At 59.4% G+C, this 20,057-nt stretch carries 18 protein-coding genes; all 18 read right to left on the bottom strand.

The window, feature by feature from the left end; translation table 11 throughout:
• Nucleotide 1: 1 nt before the first annotated feature.
• Nucleotides 2-1,324, bottom strand: a complete 1,323-nt coding sequence (proS, locus tag GGD46_RS03415; RefSeq protein ID WP_184701816.1) for a proline--tRNA ligase — start codon at nt 1,322-1,324, stop codon at nt 2-4.
• A gap of 622 nt (nt 1,325-1,946) precedes the next feature.
• On the bottom strand, nt 1,947-2,225 hold the full coding sequence (locus GGD46_RS03410; RefSeq protein ID WP_184701814.1) for a DUF1467 family protein: 279 nt from the start codon (nt 2,223-2,225) through the stop codon (nt 1,947-1,949).
• 202 nt (nt 2,226-2,427) lie between these two features.
• Nucleotides 2,428-2,832, bottom strand: a complete 405-nt coding sequence (gene mce / locus GGD46_RS03405; RefSeq protein WP_184701811.1) for a methylmalonyl-CoA epimerase — start codon at nt 2,830-2,832, stop codon at nt 2,428-2,430.
• 128 nt (nt 2,833-2,960) lie between these two features.
• Nucleotides 2,961-4,634, bottom strand: a complete 1,674-nt coding sequence (locus tag GGD46_RS03400; RefSeq protein ID WP_184701810.1) for a ribonuclease J — start codon at nt 4,632-4,634, stop codon at nt 2,961-2,963.
• A 14-nt stretch (nt 4,635-4,648) separates the two neighbouring features.
• A complete protein-coding gene (locus GGD46_RS03395) occupies nt 4,649-5,413 on the bottom strand; it encodes a biotin--[acetyl-CoA-carboxylase] ligase (protein WP_184701808.1) in 765 nt (254 codons plus the stop codon).
• Nucleotides 5,413-6,855, bottom strand: a complete 1,443-nt coding sequence (gene nuoN, locus GGD46_RS03390) for an NADH-quinone oxidoreductase subunit NuoN (RefSeq protein WP_184701806.1) — start codon at nt 6,853-6,855, stop codon at nt 5,413-5,415. Before nuoN ends, GGD46_RS03395 begins: the two co-directional genes overlap by 1 nt.
• A gap of 18 nt (nt 6,856-6,873) precedes the next feature.
• Nucleotides 6,874-8,385: an NADH-quinone oxidoreductase subunit M gene (locus tag GGD46_RS03385; RefSeq protein ID WP_184701804.1), complete on the bottom strand. Its 1,512-nt coding sequence runs from the start codon at nt 8,383-8,385 to the stop codon at nt 6,874-6,876.
• The gene (gene nuoL, locus GGD46_RS03380; protein WP_184701802.1) at nt 8,385-10,379 is read right to left on the bottom strand and encodes an NADH-quinone oxidoreductase subunit L; all 1,995 of its coding nucleotides are present in this window, start codon (nt 10,377-10,379) and stop codon (nt 8,385-8,387) included. The genes GGD46_RS03385 and nuoL overlap by 1 nt, the downstream gene beginning before the upstream one ends.
• Nucleotides 10,380-10,386: 7 nt before the next feature.
• The gene (gene nuoK, locus GGD46_RS03375; RefSeq protein ID WP_004122490.1) at nt 10,387-10,695 is read right to left on the bottom strand and encodes an NADH-quinone oxidoreductase subunit NuoK; all 309 of its coding nucleotides are present in this window, start codon (nt 10,693-10,695) and stop codon (nt 10,387-10,389) included.
• 31 nt (nt 10,696-10,726) lie between these two features.
• On the bottom strand, nt 10,727-11,341 hold the full coding sequence (locus GGD46_RS03370) for an NADH-quinone oxidoreductase subunit J (RefSeq protein ID WP_184701800.1): 615 nt from the start codon (nt 11,339-11,341) through the stop codon (nt 10,727-10,729).
• Between the two features lie 151 nt (nt 11,342-11,492).
• A complete protein-coding gene (gene nuoI, locus GGD46_RS03365) occupies nt 11,493-11,984 on the bottom strand; it encodes an NADH-quinone oxidoreductase subunit NuoI (RefSeq protein WP_184701798.1) in 492 nt (163 codons plus the stop codon).
• 40 nt (nt 11,985-12,024) lie between these two features.
• Nucleotides 12,025-13,068 carry an NADH-quinone oxidoreductase subunit NuoH gene (gene nuoH / locus GGD46_RS03360; RefSeq protein ID WP_120663607.1) on the bottom strand — a complete coding sequence of 348 codons (1,044 nt, stop codon included), beginning with the start codon at nt 13,066-13,068 and terminating at the stop codon, nt 12,025-12,027.
• 12 nt (nt 13,069-13,080) lie between these two features.
• Nucleotides 13,081-15,162 carry an NADH-quinone oxidoreductase subunit NuoG gene (gene nuoG / locus GGD46_RS03355; protein ID WP_184701796.1) on the bottom strand — a complete coding sequence of 694 codons (2,082 nt, stop codon included), beginning with the start codon at nt 15,160-15,162 and terminating at the stop codon, nt 13,081-13,083.
• Between the two features lie 244 nt (nt 15,163-15,406).
• Nucleotides 15,407-16,153, bottom strand: coding sequence for a 5' DNA nuclease (locus GGD46_RS03350; protein ID WP_184701794.1), 747 nt, complete (start codon nt 16,151-16,153; stop codon nt 15,407-15,409).
• A 20-nt stretch (nt 16,154-16,173) separates the two neighbouring features.
• Nucleotides 16,174-17,478 carry an NADH-quinone oxidoreductase subunit NuoF gene (gene nuoF / locus GGD46_RS03345; RefSeq protein ID WP_184701792.1) on the bottom strand — a complete coding sequence of 435 codons (1,305 nt, stop codon included), beginning with the start codon at nt 17,476-17,478 and terminating at the stop codon, nt 16,174-16,176.
• 10 nt (nt 17,479-17,488) lie between these two features.
• On the bottom strand, nt 17,489-18,484 hold the full coding sequence (gene nuoE, locus GGD46_RS03340) for an NADH-quinone oxidoreductase subunit NuoE (protein WP_184701790.1): 996 nt from the start codon (nt 18,482-18,484) through the stop codon (nt 17,489-17,491).
• 15 nt (nt 18,485-18,499) lie between these two features.
• The gene (locus GGD46_RS03335) at nt 18,500-18,817 is read right to left on the bottom strand and encodes a hypothetical protein (protein WP_184701788.1); all 318 of its coding nucleotides are present in this window, start codon (nt 18,815-18,817) and stop codon (nt 18,500-18,502) included.
• The gene (locus tag GGD46_RS03330; RefSeq protein WP_047627059.1) at nt 18,817-20,007 is read right to left on the bottom strand and encodes an NADH-quinone oxidoreductase subunit D; all 1,191 of its coding nucleotides are present in this window, start codon (nt 20,005-20,007) and stop codon (nt 18,817-18,819) included. The genes GGD46_RS03335 and GGD46_RS03330 overlap by 1 nt, the downstream gene beginning before the upstream one ends.
• Between the last annotated feature and the right edge of the window lie 50 nt (nt 20,008-20,057).

Below are 20,057 nucleotides of genomic sequence, written 5' to 3'. Positions count from 1 at the left end.
ATCAGCCTGCCAGCCGCTTGATTGCCGCTTCGACCGTCATCGTTTCACGAGCGCCCGTCTTGCGGTCCTTTACTTCCACTTCGCCGTTCGCGATCGAACGCGGGCCGACGATGATCTGCACGGGCACACCGATCAGATCGGCCGTCGCGAACTTCGTTCCGGCGCGCTCATCGCGATCGTCGTACAGCGCGTCCTTGCCGGCCTTCGACAACGCGGCATAGATCGTCTCGCAAGCTTCATCGCAAGCCTGATCGCCGGCCTTCATGTTGATAACGACAACATCGAACGGCGCGACCGAATCCGGCCAGATGATTCCGTTCTCATCATGCGATGCTTCGATGATGGCGGGAACAAGGCGAGTCGGGCCAATACCGTAAGATCCCATGTGGACAGCATGTTCCTTGCCGTCGGGACCCTGCACCTTCGCGCCCATCGGCTCGGAATATTTCGTGCCGAAGTAGAAGATGTGACCGACCTCGATGCCGCGCGCCGACAGACGATCGCCTTCGGGAATGGCGTTGAAGGCGGCTTCGTCGTGCATTTCCGAGGTGGCGGCATAGACCGACGTCCACTTGTCGAAGATGCCCTTCAGGCCGGCGACATCGTCGAAATTCGTGTCTTCGCCCGGAATGTCGAAATTGACGAAATCCTTGTGACAGAACACTTCCGACTCGCCGGTATCGGCAAGAATGATGAATTCGTGGCTGAGATTGCCGCCGATCGGGCCGGTATCGGCGCGCATCGGGATAGCCCTCAGGCCTAGACGATTGAAGGTGCGCAGATAGGCCGCGAACATCTTATTGTAAGAATGGACGGCGTCTTCCTGCGTGAGATCGAAGGAATAGGCATCCTTCATCATGAACTCGCGGGAGCGCATGGTGCCGAAGCGCGGACGAATCTCATCACGGAACTTCAGCTGAATGTGATAGAGGTTCAGCGGCAAGTCCTTGTAGGATTTGACGTAGGACCGGAAGATGTCGGTGACCATCTCCTCGTTGGTCGGGCCATAGAGCATGGGCCGGTCCTGCCGGTCCTTAATGCGCAACATTTCCTTACCGTAGGCATCGTAGCGGCCGCTTTCCTGCCAAAGCTCGGCCGACTGCAGCGTCGGCATAAGCAACTCGATGGCGCCGGAGCGGTTCTGCTCCTCGCGGATGATCTTGTTGACCTTGTCGAGCACGCGCTTGCCCAGTGGCAGCCAAGAATAGATGCCTTGCGACTGCTGACGGATCATGCCTGTGCGAAGCATAAGCCGATGAGAAACGATTTCAGCCTCTTTAGGATTTTCCTTCAGAATAGGCATGAAGTAACGAGACAGACGCATGACGCTTGTTCCACATGGTTTGACGATCCGCTCTATGCGGAATCGTTAGCAATTTATGTACTTGACGCAGTTCATAACTGCTTCGGCGCAGGAAGGAAACCCGCATTCTCTATGACGGGATTTAGGCAAACGCCTGAGGACACAGGCAATGCGGCGTATTTTCCCAATTTCGAAAAAACGCGCGTTTATAAGGATTTAAGACGAAAATCTGTCAACAGAAAAATTCTGCGCCGCTGTAGCAAAAAAGCAAAAAAAAGGATGACAAAGCCCAATGATTGAGCTAATTTTAGCTTACAAAAGAGGCAGGAAGGTTAAATTCTTGCCGTTTCGCGGTCAAGTCTTGGGAGGATCAGATCTTAGGCGCGCTTGCTCGCTGCCCCGGTAACGGATAAGGATCACGCGATACTTTAAAACAAGGCTTATAGCCTTGTTTTTTTTTGGCTTTTACTCAGCCAGACCATGCCCCTGCCGCAGATTTGCAAAGTACTCGTGGTTTCGCCAGCGGCACGTCACAACCATGCCCGCCGCCTCTTTGCTTCACGCAGATGACAGGCGTGTGACGAATTGAAGGCGATTGCAGGGCAAGTAGAATTCGCGCGCCGCGTCAGCGGATTCGATGCCGTTATTTATCGAAGCTGGGAACGATTTTCGGGATGGAGTCGATACTCAGGCCGAAATAATGCGAAGCGATATACCAGGCACCATAGATAAGGGCCGATACCAGCGTCGTGAAGAAAATCACCTTTCCGGCGCGAAACTTCGTAGGCGCGCTTTCAACCGTCCCGAGGACCACGTTCTTGTCCTCCGCTTGCGTGCGCAAACCGAACGGCAGGACGGCAAAAAGCGTAATCCACCAGATGACGAAATAAACCGCGAAGCTCGCTGCAATCTGCTGGGCCATAGCACTCCCTCAGAACGGTCTAGCGCCCTTGCGGATGCTCCGAACCGTTCGACCTCATTGTTTCAAGCAATTCCGGGCAGAAAGCAGCTGCGTATTCTTTCTGGAATTGCTCCGGAGACGAGCCTGCTCGTCTTCTCCTCTTCCAAGCTGCTTATAGGGGCAAAGCCACCACCTTTCCAAGCATGCTTCGAGCGCTTTAATGTCACACTTGCTCAAGCTCGATCAGCGTACCGAAGAAATCCTTCGGGTGGAGGAAGAGCACCGGCTTGCCATGCGCGCCGATCTTTGGCTCGCCATTCCCCAACACTCGAGCGCCGGCGGCAAGCAGATGATCGCGCGCTGCAAGGATATCGGCGACCTCGTAGCAGATGTGATGCATGCCGCCATCCGGATTCTTGGCAAGGAAAGCAGCAATCGGCGAGGCCTCGCCGAGCGGCTCCAGCAGCTCCACTTTGCTATTCGGCAGCTCGACGAAAACGACCGTGACACCGTGCTCTGGCAGTGCCTGGGGAGCAGACACCACTGCGCCAAGCGTCTCGCCATACGCTTTTGAAGCCGTTGCAATATCCGGAACGGCCAGCGCAACATGATTGATGCGTCTAAGCATGGATCTCTTCTCCACCTCAGGCATCTCCGCTCCAAAAGGAGCAATGGACATGCCTCTCTCCCTGTTCATGCTCGACACGACGCTCCGTCGCGGCAAACTCTTGCCGGAATTGCTCCCGATGGCGAATGTTAGCCGCCGGTGCGCGTCACGAAAACAGTTACAAGGGGTTTCTTTCCCCAGCCCTGATTGGCCGCAGCGCGCACGGCGCGGCGAGCGGCTTCCTGCAACATGTCGAGATCCTTGCGGCGCGCGCGGGGAATGCTTTCGATGGCGCTGACGACAGCATCGAAAAGCGTATCTTCCATTTCGTCGCCCTCGTCGTCATAGGCCGGCAGACCGATCGGCACGACATCCGGATCGCCGACGATATCGTAGCGCGCATCGAGCACAACGTTCACAGCGACATGGCCGACATAGGAAAGCTTCTTGCGCTCGCCGATGCCCATCTCGTCGAAATCGCCGATCAGCGTGCCATCCTTGAAGATGCGCCCATGCGGCGCTTCACCGACGACCTCAGCCGGCCCCGGCGCGAGGCGCAATATATCGCCATTGCGCACACGCGGCACGACGGAGATACCGCTTTGCTCCGCCAGCTCCTTGTGCGCGGTCAGATGCGTTGCCTCGCCGTGAACGGGAACGACGATCTTCGGTCGCGTCCACTCATACATTTTCTGCAGCTCGTTGCGGCGGGGATGCCCCGACACGTGAACGAGCGCTTCGGCATCCGTGACGATATGTATGCCCTGCTCGATCAGGCCATTCTTGATATCCTGAATGGCCTTCTCATTGCCGGGGATGGCACGCGAGGAGAAGACGACAATATCGCCTGCAGCCAGTGCGACATTGCGCATTTCATCTCGCGCCAGCTTCGCAAGAGCCGCGCGCGGCTCTCCCTGGCTGCCGGTGAGAATGACTACGACCTTGTCGCGCGGAATATAACCATATTCATCCTCGGCGATGAATGGCTTGATGCCCTCCATGAGACCGACATCGCGGGCGACATCGACGACGCGCTTCAGCGAGCTACCTAGTAGCAGCACTTCGCGACCGGCGGCTTCCGCAGCCTCGGCGACGGTACGAATGCGGCCGACATTCGAGGAGAAGGTTGTGATCGCCACGCGTCCCTCGGCATCCTCGATGATCTTGCGCAGGCTTTCGGAAACGTCCTTCTCCGAAGGCGAAACACCGTCGCGGAGCGCATTGGTGGAATCGCACATCAGCGCCAGCACGCCTTCTTCACCAAGCTGACGGAAGCGCGTCTCGTCGGTCAGGGGGCCAAGCGACGGTTCGTGATCGATCTTCCAGTCGCCGGTATGGATGACATTGCCGACCGGCGTGCGGATCATCAGCGACATCGGTTCCGGGATCGAATGATTGACAGCGACGCCTTCGATCTCGAAGGGGCCGACATTGATGCGATCGCCAGCCTTGAAGGGCGTGATCGGAATCTCACCCATCGTCTTTTCATAGTCGCGCTTGGCCTCGAGAAGCCCGGCCGTGAAAGCGGACGCGTAGACGGGAACATTGAGACCGGGCCAAAGATCGTTCAGCGCGCCGTAGTGATCCTCGTGCGCATGGGTGATGATGATACCCTTGAGGTTCTTGCGCTCTTTGGCCAGGAAACGGATATCGGGCAGCACCAGGTCGACACCCGGCAAATCCGGCCCCGGGAACGTCACGCCGCAATCGACCATGATCCACTGACGATGCTCCGGCGGACCATAGCCGTACAGCGCGAGATTCATACCGATCTCGCCGACGCCGCCGAGTGGCAGGAACACCAATTCGTCTTGCTTCGCCATTTCGTTCCCAACCATTATCTAAGAAAAACATCGCCCGCCGCGATCGGCATGATCCTGCCGTCCTCGGTCTTGAGCATCAACAAGCCATTATCATCGATTCCGACGAATTGGCCCAAAATCGACCGGTCAGGCAAGTTCACCGTGATCTTTTCACCGATCCCGCAGGCGGCCTCGCGCCAGCGGGCTGTGACCTCGCGCACGCCTTCGCCCTTGTTCCAAACGGCCAGCATCTCGGCCATCGCGGCGTAGAGATGAGCAAACAGCTCCTCAGCCGAAACCATCGAGCCCTGTTGGCGCAGGCTCGTCACAGGATACATTGGATTGTCCGGCGTGGTCGTGACATTAATGCCGATGCCGATGACGAGTGCATAGCGTCCATCCGCCAACGCCTCTCCCTCGATCAGAATGCCGCAGGTCTTCTTGCGACCGATCAGGATATCGTTGGGCCATTTGATTTCGGCCGGCTCGGCGGCCAGCGGCAGCACGCTGCGCACGGACTGATGCACGGCAACAGCAACCGCCAGCGGCAAGGAGCCGAGACGATCCATCGGCGCGGGATCAATCAAAAGAAGGGATGCGTAGAGATTGCCTGGTTCCGAGACCCATGGACGCCCGCGACGGCCACGTCCGCCTGTCTGGCGCTCGGCGGTCACCCAAAGGTTTCCGATATCGCCAGAGCGTGCCCTTTCCAGGCACACGCTGTTTGTAGAGGAAGTCTCTGAAAGGGCATCATGCCGGAAGTCGGCGAGCGACTTCCGGCTATTCATGTCAGACGCCATCAAAACAGCGTCGCGGCTGCCAGATCGGCAGCACCGCCGATTACGCCACCGAAGAAGACGTAAGTGATGACGAACAGGCCGGAAAGGCCGAAGACCAAGCGCAGCGAACCAGCCGTGCGCGTGAATTCATCCTTGGCTTCGTCAAACCACATCACCTTGATGACGCGCAGATAGTAGTAAGCACCAACGACCGACGACAGAACGCCGATGATGGCGAGCGCATAGAGATGCGCCTGGATAGCAGCGACGAAGACGAAGTACTTCCCGAAGAAGCCCGCAAGCGGTGGAATGCCGGCCAGCGAAAACATCAGCGCCGTCAGCACGACCGCCATGAAGGGGTTGGTCGCGGAAAGACCGGCAAGATCTTCGATCGTTTCGACCTGACGGCCATCCTTGCGGCGCATCGCCAAAATGATGGCGAAGACGCCGAGGGTCATCACCATATAGATCACCATGTAGATCATGACGCCGGAGACGCCCGTCTTGGTGCCGGCGGCAAGGCCCACCAACGCATAGCCCATGTGACCGATCGACGAATAAGCCATCAGTCGCTTGAAGTTACGCTGACCGATCGCGGCGAAGGAGCCGAGCAGCATCGAAGCGATCGAGATGAACACGATGATCTGCTGCCAGTCGGCAAGCACTGGATGAAAAGCCGTGACCACGATGCGGGTCAGGATCGCCATGGCAGCAACCTTCGGCGCACCGGCAAAGAAGGCCGTGACCGGGGTCGGAGCGCCTTCGTAAACGTCCGGCGTCCACATGTGGAACGGAACGGCGGAGATCTTGAAGGCCAAGCCGGCGAGAACGAAGACCAAGCCGAAAACGAGGCCGAGCGAACGGGTCTCCGAGCTGAGGGCCGTGGCAATGGCGTCGAAGGTCGTGTGGCCGGTGAAGCCGTAGACCAGCGACATGCCGTAGAGCAGCATACCGGAGGAAAGCGCACCGAGAACGAAGTACTTCAAGCCGGCTTCGGTGGACTTCACGCTGTCACGATTGATGGCGGCCACGACGTAGAGTGCCAGCGACTGCAGCTCCAGCGAGAGGTAGAGGGAGATCAGGTCGTGCGCCGAGATCATCAGCAGGATGCCGAGGGTCGCTAGAACGAGCAGAACCGGGAACTCGAAACGATCGAGCTGTTGCTCGCGCGCATGCCCCATGCTGAGGAACATCGCAACGATCGAGCCGACCAGGGCGACGATCTTCATGAAACGCGAGAAGCCATCGGCCAGATAGGCGCCGCCATAGGCAAGCCCCTCACCCGGCACGAAGATGATCCAGAGACCTGCCGCCGCGAGAAGCGCGATGGCAAGACCGGTGACCGTCGGCCCCGACCGCTCGCCCGAGAAGACGCCGATCATGAGCAACGCAAGTGCACCGACCGCGAGGATGATCTCCGGAATGGAAAGATGCAGGCTTGCAAGAATTGTGTCAGCAGTCATGTCGAATAGGTCCCGTCATCAATTCATCGACAGCGCAATATTCTGCGCAGCGTGCAGGGCAGCGGTATAGTTGTTGACCAGCAGATCCACCGAAGCGGCTGTGGCATCGAAGATCGGAGCCGGATAGACGCCGAAGAGGATCGTGAGTGCGATCAGCGGATAGAGGATCAGCTGTTCACGCGGCGACAGATCCAGGAGCTTCTTCAGGTTCTCCTTGTCCAGCACGCCGAAAATGACGCGGCGGTAGAGCCACAGCGCATAGGCAGCCGACAGGATGACGCCGGTGGCGGCGAAGAGCGCAACCCAGGTATTGGCGCGGAAGACGCCGATCAGGGTCAGGAATTCGCCGATAAAGCCGGAGGTGCCGGGCAGACCGACATTGGCCATGGTGAAGACCATCATGGCGACGGCATATTTCGGCATGTTGTTGACCAAACCGCCATAAGCAGCGATTTCGCGGGTATGGGTGCGGTCATAGATCACGCCGACGCAAAGGAAGAGCGCGCCGGAGACGATGCCGTGCGACAACATCTGGAAGATCGCGCCCTGAACGCCCTGCTGGTTGGCCGCGAAGATGCCCATCGTCACGTAGCCCATGTGAGCAACCGACGAGTAGGCGATCAGCTTCTTGATGTCTTCCTGCATCAGCGCCACCAGCGAGGTGTAGATGATGGCGATGACGGACATCGCGAAGACGAGCGGCGCGAAATATTCCGAAGCGTTCGGGAACATGCCGAGCGAGAAGCGGATGAGACCGTAGCCGCCGAGCTTCAAGAGAACGCCTGCCAGGATGACCGAGCCTGCCGTCGGCGCCTGAACGTGCGCGTCGGGCAACCAGGTATGAACCGGCCACATCGGCATCTTCACCGCGAAGGAGGCGAAGAATGCCAGCCATAGCCACGTCTGCATCTGCGGCGGGAACTTGTACTGCAGCAGCGCCTGGATGTCGGTCGTGCCGGCCTGCCAGTACATCGCCATGATGGCGAGCAGCATCAGCACCGAGCCGAGCAGCGTGTAGAGGAAGAACTTGTAGCTGGCGTAAACGCGATCCTTGCCGCCCCAGACGCCGATGATCAGGAACATCGGGATGAGGCCGGCTTCGAAGAAGACGTAGAACAGCACGATGTCCAGCGACACGAACACGCCGATCATCATCGTCTCGAGGACGAGGAAGGCGATCATGTAGTCCTTCAGGCGCTTCTCGACCGAGAGCCAGCTTGCGAGCACGCAGAAGGGCATCAGGAAGGTCGACAGGATGACGAACAGCATAGAGATGCCGTCGACGCCCATGTGATAGCTGATGCCGCTGGTCAGCCACTGGTGCTTTTCGACCATCTGGAAGCCCGGATTGGCATTGTCGAACCAGATCCAGATGAACAGCGATACGATGAAGGTGAAGACCGTGGTCGCAAGCGAAATGTTCAGGATGTTGCGGCGGCCGTTAGGGCCTTCGTCCTGCGTGAACAGCAGGAGAAGGACGCCTACCAGCGGCAGGAACGTGACCGTTGAAAGAATGGGCCAATCGGTCATCAGAGGGAACTCCCGAGCATCATCCAGGTAACGAGGGCTGCAATACCGAGCAGCATCGCGAAGGCATAGTGATAGAGGTAGCCGGTCTGCAGACGCACGACGCGGTTGGTGACATCGACGACGCGGGCGGCGATGCCGTTCGGGCCGATGGTGTCGATGACCCCGACGTCACCCTTCTTCCACAGGAAGCGGCCAAGAGCCTTGGCGGAGCGGACGAAGAGGAAGTCATAGAGTTCGTCGAAGTACCACTTATTCAGCAGGAACTCGTAGAGCGGACGCTGCTGCTGCGCGAGCCTGCGCGGCGTTTCCGGCGACTTGATGTAGAAATACCAAGCGGTGACGAAGCCGACGATCATCGCGATGAACGGGCTGAGCTCGACCCAATGCGGAGCATGTTCCATCTCCTCAAGGATCTTGTTGTCCGGCAGCGTGAACAGCGCGTGCTTCCAGAATTCTTCATAATCGTGACCGACGAAGTAGTCATGAAAGTACCAGCCGGCGAAGACGGCGCCGATCGCCAGCAGATAGAGCGGGATCAGCATGACATTCGGCGATTCATGCACGTGATGCATGACTTCGTGCGAAGCGCGCGGCTTGCCGAAGAAGGTCATGAAGATCAGGCGCCAGGAGTAGAAGCTGGTGAAAAGCGCGGCGATGACCAACAGCGTGAAGGCAAAGCCCGAGGCCGGGTTATGCGACGTGTAGGAAGCCGCGATGATCGCATCCTTCGAGAAGAAGCCTGCAAAGCCGATCGGCGAGAACGGAATGCCGACACCGGTGATCGCCAGCGTGCCGATGATCATCATCCAGTAGGTCTTCTTGATGTGCGTGCGCAGTCCACCCATATGGCGCATGTCCTGCTCACCATCGACGGCGTGGATGACCGAGCCGGCGCAGAGGAACAGTAGAGCCTTGAAGAAGGCGTGCGTGAACAGATGGAAGATGGCAGCACCGTAAGCGCCGACGCCGAGGGCGACGAACATGTAGCCGAGCTGCGAACAGGTCGAGTAGGCGATGACGCGCTTGATGTCGTTCTGCACGAGGCCGACGGTCGCCGCGAAGAAGGCGGTGATCGCGCCGATGATGGTGACGAAGGTAAGCGCATCCTGCGACAGTTCGAAGATCGGCGACATGCGGGCGACGAGGAAGACGCCGGCGGTGACCATGGTTGCGGCATGAATGAGCGCCGAAACCGGGGTCGGGCCTTCCATGGCGTCCGGAAGCCAGGTGTGCAGCAGGAACTGCGCCGACTTACCCATCGCGCCCATGAAGAGCAGCAGGCAGACCGCTGTCAGCGCGTGGCCGCGGTCGAGATGCATGCCGAGGAAGTTGAGAACGACATCGGTCGACTGACCGCCCTGCCCTGCTGCAAAGCTCTGGGCGTTGCCGAAGATCACATCGAAATTGATCGAGCCGAAGAGGACGAAGACACCGGCAATGCCGAGAACGAAGCCGAAGTCGCCGACGCGATTGACGATGAAGGCCTTGATCGCCGCTGCGGAGGCGGACGGCTTCTTGAACCAGAAGCCGATCAGCAGATAGGAGGCCAGACCGACGCCTTCCCAGCCGAAGAACATCTGGGCGAGATTGTCGGAGGTCACCAGCATCAGCATGGCGAAGGTAAAGAGCGAGAGATAGGCGAAGAAGCGCGGACGATGCGGATCGTGATGCATGTATCCGATCGAGTAGACGTGAACCAGGGTCGAAACCGAATTCACGACGATCAGCATCACGGAGGTCAGTGTGTCGACGCGCAGCGACCAAGAAGCGTCGATGCCGCCGGACTGGATCCAGCGCAGGACTTCAATCTTGATCGCGCCGTCGGTATGGCCGAGCGCTACGGTAAAGAAAGCGACCCAGGACAGCACCGCAGCGATGATCATCAGACCCGTGGTGACGTATTCCGAAGCCTTGGCGCCTAGCGCACGGCCGAAAAGGCCGGCGATGATTGCGCCGATCAGGGGAAGAAAGACGATAGCCTTATATAAAAACATAGCTGTATCAGCCCTTCATCACGTTGACGTCTTCGACCGCGATGGAACCGCGGTTACGGTAGAAGACGACGAGAATTGCAAGACCGATCGCGGCTTCAGCCGCAGCGACGGTCAAAATGAACAGAGCAAAGACCTGGCCGACGATGTCGTTGAGGAACGACGAGAAAGCGACCATGTTGATGTTGACCGCGAGCAAAATGAGCTCGATGGACATCAGGATGATGATGACGTTCTTTCGGTTGAGAAAAATACCGAAGACGCCGAGCACGAAGAGAATGGCGCTAACCGTCAGGTAGTGGGAAAGTCCGATGACCATGTTCTTGTTCCTTTGATCCTCGTGCCTCGCCTCAGACGCCCTGCCCCGGCTTGACCTTGACCACCTCGACGGCGGTCGCGGGCGTGCGGGCGACCTGTTGGGAAATATTCTGGCGCTTGATGTGCGTGCGATGCTTCAGCGTCAGGACAATTGCGCCGATCATCGCGACCAGCAGAACAAGGCCGGCGATCTCGAAGAAGTAAACGTAGTTGGTATAAAGCACGTCGCCGAGGGCGGCGGTGTTGGTGCGGGTCGTCACGGCCGGGATCGGCATGGCGACCGTCTTGGCGATCGACGGCGAGATCACGCTGCCGCCGATGACGACGATCAGCTCGGCGGCGAGGATGACACCGATCAATGCGCCGATCGGTGCATATTCCAGAATGCCTGCCCTGAGCTCGGAGAAATCGATATCGAGCATCATGACGACGAAGAGGAAGAGAACCGCCACGGCGCCGACATAAACGACCAGCAGGATCATCGCCAGGAATTCAGCCCCCATCAGCAGGAAGAGGCCGGCCGCGTTAAAGAAAACCAGGATGAGGAACAGGACCGAATGGACCGGATTCCGCGCCGAGATAACCATGAACGCCGACGCCACAGCGACAAAGGCGAAGATGTAGAAAAAAAGAGCCTGCAGACCCATGTTGGTGCCTTTTTCGTCTTCCCCCGGGCAGCGAGGTGTTTCCCCTGCCCGATGGAGCTCGGTCGGACCCATGTCCGGCAAAGCCCCGGTCTAGATTCAACCGCGACGGCGACAATCTTGGCCGCCCGTCACGGCATATTCAAAACTCCGCTCAGCGGTACGGCGAATCCAGCGCGATGTTGTGCGCGATTTCGCGTTCCCAGCGGTCGCCATTCTCCAAAAGCCGCGCCTTGTCGAAGTAAAGTTCTTCGCGGGTCTCGGTGGCGAATTCGAAGTTCGGCCCTTCGACGATCGCATCGACCGGGCAGGCCTCCTGGCAGAAGCCGCAATAAATGCACTTCACCATGTCGATATCGTAACGCACCGTGCGGCGAGTGCCGTCATTGCGGCGCGGGCCGGCTTCGATGGTGATGGCCTGGGCAGGACAGATGGCTTCGCAAAGCTTGCAGGCGATGCAGCGCTCCTCGCCGTTGGGATAACGGCGCAGTGCATGCTCACCGCGGAAGCGCGGGCTGACTGGCCCCTTTTCGAAGGGGTAATTGATCGTTGCCTTCTGCTTGAAGAAGTAACGCATCGACAAAAAGAATGCGCCGACAAATTCCTTGAGGAACAGCGAGCTGACGGCGTTGGAAACTCCGGCCATCTTCAACCTCCAAATCTGCTTGAAGCGAGGATCGACATGATCATGCCCATCCCGTCAGCTTCAGCACGAATGCAACAATAACGACCATGGCGAGCGACAGCGGCAGGAAAACCTTCCAGCCAAGGCGCATGAGCTGGTCATAGCGGTAGCGCGGCACGAAAGCCTTGACCATCGCGAACATGAAGAACACCAGGCACGACTTCAGCAGGAACCAGATGATGCCGGGAACCCAGTTCAGGATCCAGATATCGACCGGGGGCAGCCAGCCGCCGAGGAAGAGGATCGTGGTGAGCGAGCACATCAGAACGACGGCCGCGTATTCGCCAAGCATGAACATCATGTAAGGCGAAGAACCGTATTCGACCATGAAGCCGGCAACCAGTTCCGATTCCGCTTCCGGAAGGTCGAAAGGCGGACGGTTGGTTTCAGCCAGAGCCGAAATGAAGAACACGATGAACATCGGGAACAGCGACAGCCAATGCCAGTCGAGGAACGACGCCGGCAGGCCGAGCTTGGTGCCGAGGCCCGTCTGCTGCGAAAGCACGATGTCGGTCAGGTTCAGCGAGCCGACACAAAGCAGGACGGTGACGATGACGAAGCCGATCGAGACTTCGTAGGACACCATCTGCGCGGCCGAACGCAACGCGCCGAGGAACGGGTACTTCGAGTTCGAAGCCCAGCCGCCCATGATGATGCCGTACACTTCAAGCGACGAGATCGCGAGGATGTAGAGAATACCGACGTTGATGTCGGCGACGACCCAGTTCTGAGCCACCGGCACGACGGCCCAGGTGGACAGCGCCAGCACCACGGAAACCAACGGTGCCAGCAGGAACACGGTCTTGTTGGCGCCGGCCGGGATGATCGGCTCCTTGAACATAAATTTCAGGAGGTCGGCGAACGACTGGAATAGGCCGAAGGGACCGACGACGTTCGGGCCGCGGCGCAGCTGAACCGCCGCCCAGATCTTGCGGTCGGCAAGAAGAATGTAGGCGATGAAGACCAGCAGGCAGACCAGAAGCAGCAAAGACTGGCCGATCATGATCAGCGCCGGCCAGAGATAGGTCGAAACGAATGAATCCATAGTCCTCTGCCCTTACTCTGCCGCAGCCTGGAAATTGTTGCGGGCCAATGCCGAGCACTCGGCCATGACAGCCGAGGCGCGCGCTATCGGGTTCGTCAAATAGAAGTCTTTGATCGGCGAAGCAAATGCCGATTTGCCCATCGCACCGGCTTTTTTCGCAAGTGCGGCAATTTGGGCGCTATCGGCTTCGGCAATCTCGTCGATGCCGGCGAAATGCGGGAAGGCAGTATAGAGCTTCGCACGCAATTCTCTCAGCGAATCAAAGGGAAGCTTCTTTCCGAGCACGTCGGAAAGGGCGCGGATGACGGCCCAGTCCTCACGGGCATCGCCGGGTGCGAAACCGGCGCGGTTGCTCATCTGGACGCGGCCTTCGGTGTTGACCCAGGTACCCGACTTTTCGGTGTAGGCAGCAGCCGGGAGAATGACGTCGGCGCTCTGGGCACCGCTGTCACCATGCGAGCCGATATAAACAGTGAACTTCGCGCCCTTGCGGCTGAAGTCGAGCTCATCGGCGCCCAGCAGGAAGAGGACATCCATCGACGACAGCATGGCAGCCGCATCGACGCCCTTTGCTCCGGGAACGAAGCCGAGGTCGAGACCGCCCACGCGGGATGCTGCCGTATGCAGCACGGCAAAGCCGTTCCAGCCGTCCTTGACGACGCCGACGGCCGCGGCAAGCTTGGCCGCATTAGCCAGCACCTGTGCGCCGTCTTCGCGGATCAACGCGCCCTGGCCAATGATGATCATCGGGTTCTGAGCATTCTTCAGAATGTCGGCAAACTTGTGCGAGCCACTGACGAGATCTGCCAGAGTGTCCGGGCCAGCGCCGAGATAATCATAGCTGTAGCGCAGGTCGGCATGTTCGCCGATGACGCCGATCGGGAACTTGCCGCGGCGCCAGCGCTTGCGGATGCGCGAATTCAGCACGGCTGCTTCGAAGCGCGGATTGGCGCCGACGATGAGCAGCGCGTCGGCAGCTTCGATGCCCTGAATGCTCGGGCTGAATATGTAGCTTGCGCGGCCGAGCGACGGATCAAGCGCCGTCCCGTCCTGGCGACAGTCGAGGTTCTCGGAGCCGAGCGATTTCAGAAGCTCGGACAGAGCGTACATTTCTTCGACCGAAGCGAGATCGCCGGCGATGGCACCGATCTTGTCGCCGCTGGTGGCAGCAACGGCCGACTTGATGGCAGCGAAAGCATCGCTCCAGCTTGCCGGCTGCAGGCGGCCGTCCTTGCGGACATAAGGCTTGTCGAGACGCTGGGTCTTCAGGCCGTCCCAGATGAAGCGGGTCTTGTCGGAGATCCACTCTTCGTTAATCTGCTCGTTGACGCGCGGCAGCACGCGCATGACTTCACGACCGCGCGTATCGACCCGGATGGCAGAGCCGAGGGCGTCCATGACGTCGATCGATTCGGTCTTGTTCAGCTCCCACGGGCGAGCCGTGAAGGCGAAGGGCTTCGAGGTCAGCGCGCCGACCGGGCAAAGATCAACAACGTTACCCTGCAGCTCGGAGGTCATCGCCCGCTCGAGATAGGTGGTGATTTCGGCGTCTTCGCCACGGCCGATCAGACCAAGTTCGGAAATGCCGGCGACCTCCGTTGTGAAGCGGACACAGCGCGTGCAGTGAATGCAGCGGTTCATCACGGTCTTGACGAGCGGGCCGATATACTTGTCTTCGACGGCGCGCTTGTCTTCCTGATAGCGCGAACTATCGATACCGAAGGCCATGGCCTGGTCCTGCAGGTCGCATTCGCCGCCCTGGTCGCAGATCGGGCAATCCAGCGGGTGGTTGATCAGCAGGAACTCCATCACGCCTTCGCGGGCCTTCTTGACCATCGGCGTGTTGGTGAAGACTTCCGGAAGCTCGCCATTCGGGCCGCCGCGAATATCGCGTACGCCCATGGCGCAGGATGCCTGCGGCTTCGGCGGGCCACCCTTCACCTCTACGAGGCACATGCGGCAATTGCCTGCCACCGACAGTCGTTCATGGAAGCAGAAGCGCGGGACTTCGGCGCCGGCTTCCTCGCACGCCTGGATAAGCGTGTAGTGATCCGGAACTTCGATCTCTTTACCGTCAATCTTCAGTTTAGCCATCGTCCACTCAGTCCTATGTCACGTCTCCAACCCAACCTGGCCGCAGACAATTTCATGATCGCATACCGGATTGCCATCGGGACGGCTCAAACGCCTGATGGCACCGGTTCGCTCACAATAAGCTTTGCCGAATCTTGTCCCCGCAAGACCAGCTTTGCGATGAAAATATACGGGGCGCTTGCCCACTGCATCTCCATCGCCTTCATTTACCCTCCCCGGCCGTTCGCTACAGCCAGGGAAAAATTCAACTCCGGCCCTTGGCCAGCAACGCCTTTGCCTGCCCCACCCAGTCGTCGCGCCGGATGCGGCCGTCGAAACCGAATTCAGCGTCGACGCGCTCGATATCCGCGTCGCTCCAGGCGGCGATATCGGCAAAGCGCTTGATGTCACGCCCGTTCAGCACCTGCTCCAGTTTCGGACCAATGCCCGAAATCTGCTTCAGGTCGTCCGCCCTTACCGCAGGCTTGCGACCACGAGCGGGAACCGGCTTTGCGGCCACTTCAACCGCCGCTTCGACCTTAGCCTTGCTCTTCGCGGGCGCCTTGCTCTTTGCAGGAGGCGCCGCGACAGCAACACCGGGCTTGGACTCAGCGGTCTTTGAAGCAGGATGCTTCAGCTTTGCAGCCACCGGCTTCGATACCGCAGGCTTGACAGCGGGCGAAGCCTTTGTCGGCTTCACATCCCCTGCCCCGCTCTTCTTCACCGCCGCTTTTTCTTCGGCGACATGGTTCTTTTCATCCGGATCGGCGGCTCGATTACTCGCCGTCTCGGCCGCGCCCTGAAGCGCGCCGAAAAATGCGCCGGCGATCTGGGATGCAACGCCGAAACCGACAGCCGCCGCCGCGGCAAACGCCGCTGCCGGATGCGCCATAAGCGGATGAATCGTCATGGCTGGCGAATTCCGCAGCATATCGGCAGCGATACGCGCGAGTTCGGCCGATGCATCATCGCCCGCCCCGCCGTCCTGCTTAATGTCTGAGGTCTTCGCCATGACGATATCCCTACCTGGCCTTACTCCGCCGCTTCCAGCACCGCGCCACGGCTCGTCGCGTTGGCGGTGTACTGGTCGATGCGCTTTTCGATCTCGGGACGGAAGTTGCGGATCAGGCCCTGTACCGGCCATGCAGCGGCGTCGCCGAGCGCACAGATGGTATGACCTTCGATCTGCTTCGTCACCTGGAACAGCATGTCGATTTCACGCTTCTGCGCGTTGCCGCGTGCCATACGCTCAAGAACGCGCCACATCCAGCCCGTGCCTTCGCGGCAAGGCGTGCACTGACCGCAGCTCTCATGCTTGAAGAAGGCCGAGATGCGGGCAATCGCCTTGATGATGTCGGTCGACTTGTCCATGACGATCGCCGCAGCCGTACCGAAGGACGACTTGACTTCGCGCAGGCCGTCGAAATCCATCGGGCAGTCGATGATATCGGCAGCCGGAACGACCGGGCACGACGCACCGCCGGGAATGACGGCTAGCAGATTGTCCCAGCCGCCGCGAATACCGCCGCCATGCTTTTCGACCAGCTCGCGGAAGGTGATGCCCATCGTCTCTTCGACCGTGCAAGGACGGTTGACGTGACCGGAGAGCATGAACAGCTTCGTGCCGACATTGTTCGGGCGGCCGAAGGAGGAGAACCAGCCAGCCCCTCGGCGCAGGATCGTCGGGGCAACGGCGATCGACTCGACGTTGTTGACGGTCGTCGGGCAGCCGTAGAGACCCATGTTGGCCGGGAACGGCGGCTTCAGACGCGGCTGGCCCTTCTTGCCTTCCAGGCTTTCGAGCAGCGCGGTTTCTTCGCCGCAGATGTAGGCGCCGGCGCCATGATGAACGTAAACATCAAAATCCCAGCCGAGCTTGTTGTTTTTACCGAGCAATCCGGCATCGTAGCATTCGTCGATCGCCGCCTGCAGAGCTTCGCGCTCGCGCATGTATTCGCCGCGAACATAGATGTAAGCGGCATTAGCGCCCATGGCGAAACCGGCAATGACGCAACCTTCGATCAGCGTGTGCGGATCGTGGCGCATGATGTCACGGTCCTTGCAGGTGCCCGGCTCGGACTCGTCGGCGTTGACGACGAGATAGTGCGGACGACCGTCGCTTTCCTTCGGCATGAAGGACCACTTGAGACCGGTCGGGAAGCCTGCGCCGCCGCGGCCACGAAGGCCGGAGGCCTTCATCTCGTTGATGATCCAGTCACGACCCTTTTCGAGGATTTGCTTCGTGCCATCCCAATGGCCGCGCGACATCGCGCCCTTGAGGGATTTATCCTTGAGGCCGTAGATATTGGTAAAGATGCGATCCTGATCCTGTAACATGCTTCACCTCTTACCGCGGCTTCTTGCCGAAGACCTTGATATATTCTGCTTCGCCACCCTTAGCGAGTGCCTCAGCCTGCTTGACCCATTCGTCGCGCTCGATCCGGCCCTTGAAATTCAGATAGCCGTCGACCCAATGGCGCTCGGCCTCATGCCAGCTGGCCACCTGTGCGAAGGTGAAGATGCCGAGCTCATGCAGGATAGACTCGATCTTCGGGCCGACGCCGGAAATCAGCTGCAGGTCATCCGGCTGCGCGGGTCTTTCGATGCCGGCGGGACGATCCTTATCGTCGAGAGACGGCTTCCTGGCTGCTTCGGCCTTCTCCGGCGCAGCGCCGGCGATGGGTTGCTCGGCAGCGGCCTTTGCCTTGGCGGCAACGTTCTTTGCCTGCGCCTCATCCGACAGCAGCGACGTAAGGCCGCCTTCCGGAGCGGAGAACACACGATCGATCTGCGGACCGGTCGGGACTTCAGCGCCCTTGCCTGCGGCGAACGCATCGATGATCTCTTCGAGACGTGCCGGCGTCAGATCCTCATAGGTATCCTTGCCGATCACCACCATCGGTGCGTTGACGCAGGCGCCCTGACACTCGACTTCTTCCCAGGAGAGCGTGCCGTCGGCGTTGCGTTCAAAAGCGTGATCGTGGATCCGGCTCTTACAGACCTTGATCAGCCCTTCGGCGCCGCGCAGCATGCAGGGCGTGGTGCCGCAAACCTGAACGTGGGCACGCGTGCCGACCGGGTTCAGCTGGAACTGCGTGTAGAAGGTCGCAACTTCGAGCGCACGGATATAGGCCATATCCAGCATGTCAGCGATCTTTTCGATCGCTGCCCTGGTAACCCAGCCCTCCTGCTCCTGCGCCCGCATCATCAACGGGATGATCGCGGACTGCTGACGGCCCTCGGGGTATTTCTTGATCGTCTTTTCAGCCCAGACCGTATTCTCCGCATTGAAAGCGAAGGCGGCAGGCTGGAATTGATCTTCGGCTAGTCGACGAACGGACATCTTTCACGCCTTATCTCAGTTTAAGGACCCACACCGCGTATTCGTCAGAGACGAGAATTCGCAGGCATAGGCCGACTGGTCTTTCTGCATAAACACAACAAACTTGCCGCCATTCGGCACGGCGGCCTTGATCTGATAACCGCGCGAGAGAAGATCCGCCATTGTCGAACCACTACTCTGCGTACCCTCATTTGCGCCCTTCGCGAGATTCGTGCTCTTCGCATTCGAACCCTGCAGATTGATGCTCGGCAGGCTCTGCGTCTTGCCGGTCTGCTGTGCGGAGACACCGCTTGCGACCAGAAGCGCCGGAATGATCACCTGCCAGGCTCGCATCAACGATCCACCTCACCGAAGACGATATCGAGCGAACCGAGGACCGCAGCGACGTCGGCGAGCTGATGGCCGCGGCACATGAAGTCCATGGCCTGCAGATGCGCATAGCCCGGCGCACGGATCTTGCAGCGGTAAGGCTTGTTGGAACCGTCGGAGACGAGATAGACGCCGAACTCGCCCTTCGGCGCTTCGACGGCCGCATAAACCTCGCCGGCCGGCACGTGATAACCTTCGGTGTAGAGCTTGAAGTGGTGGATCAGCGCTTCCATCGAGCGCTTCATCTCGCCGCGCTTCGGCGGGACAACCTTACCATCGAGCGAGGAAACCGGTCCGGTCTTGGCATCGCCGAGCAGGCGATTGACGCACTGCTTCATGATGCGGACGGACTCGCGCATCTCGATCATGCGGATGAGGTAGCGGTCGTAGCAGTCGCCGTTCTTGCCGATCGGAATGTCGAATTCGAGATCGGAATAGCATTCGTAGGGCTGTGCCTTGCGCAGATCCCAGGCAGCACCCGAGCCGCGAACCATGACGCCGGAGAAGCCCCAGGCCCAACAGTCTTCCAGCGAGACCACGCCGATATCGACGTTACGCTGCTTGAAGATGCGATTGCCGGTCAGAAGATCGTCGATATCATCGAGCGCCTTCAGGAAGGGATCGCACCAGTCGCCGATGTCCTGCACAAGCTTCTCAGGAAGATCCTGATGAACGCCGCCCGGACGGACATAAGCTGCGTGCATGCGCGAGCCGGAGGCGCGCTCATAGAACACCATCAGCTTTTCACGCTCTTCAAAGCCCCAGAGCGGCGGCGTCAGCGCACCGACGTCCATCGCCTGCGTCGTGACGTTCAGAAGATGCGACAGGATACGGCCGATTTCTGAGTAAAGCACGCGGATGAGCTGGCCGCGGATCGGGATATCGATGCCAAGCAGCTTCTCGACTGCCAGCGCATAGGCATGCTCCTGGTTCATCGGCGCGACATAGTCGAGGCGGTCGAAGTAAGGAACGGCCTGGAGATAGGTCTTCGTCTCGATCAGCTTTTCAGTGCCGCGATGCAGCAAGCCGATGTGGGGATCGACGCGTTCCACAATTTCGCCGTCCAATTCGAGGACAAGACGCAAAACGCCGTGCGCAGCCGGATGCTGCGGGCCGAAATTGATGTTGAAGTTGCGAACGTTATGTTCTGTCATTGCAATGCGCTCCGCTTATTGCAGGCATTAGCCACTAGGCAATAGGCAAT

Source organism: Martinezella lusitana, assembly GCF_014207095.1.
GTDB lineage: Bacteria > Pseudomonadota > Alphaproteobacteria > Rhizobiales > Rhizobiaceae > Rhizobium > Rhizobium lusitanum_B.
Note: the sequence above shows the minus strand (reverse complement) of the source record. Positions and strands in the feature narration are given on the sequence as shown.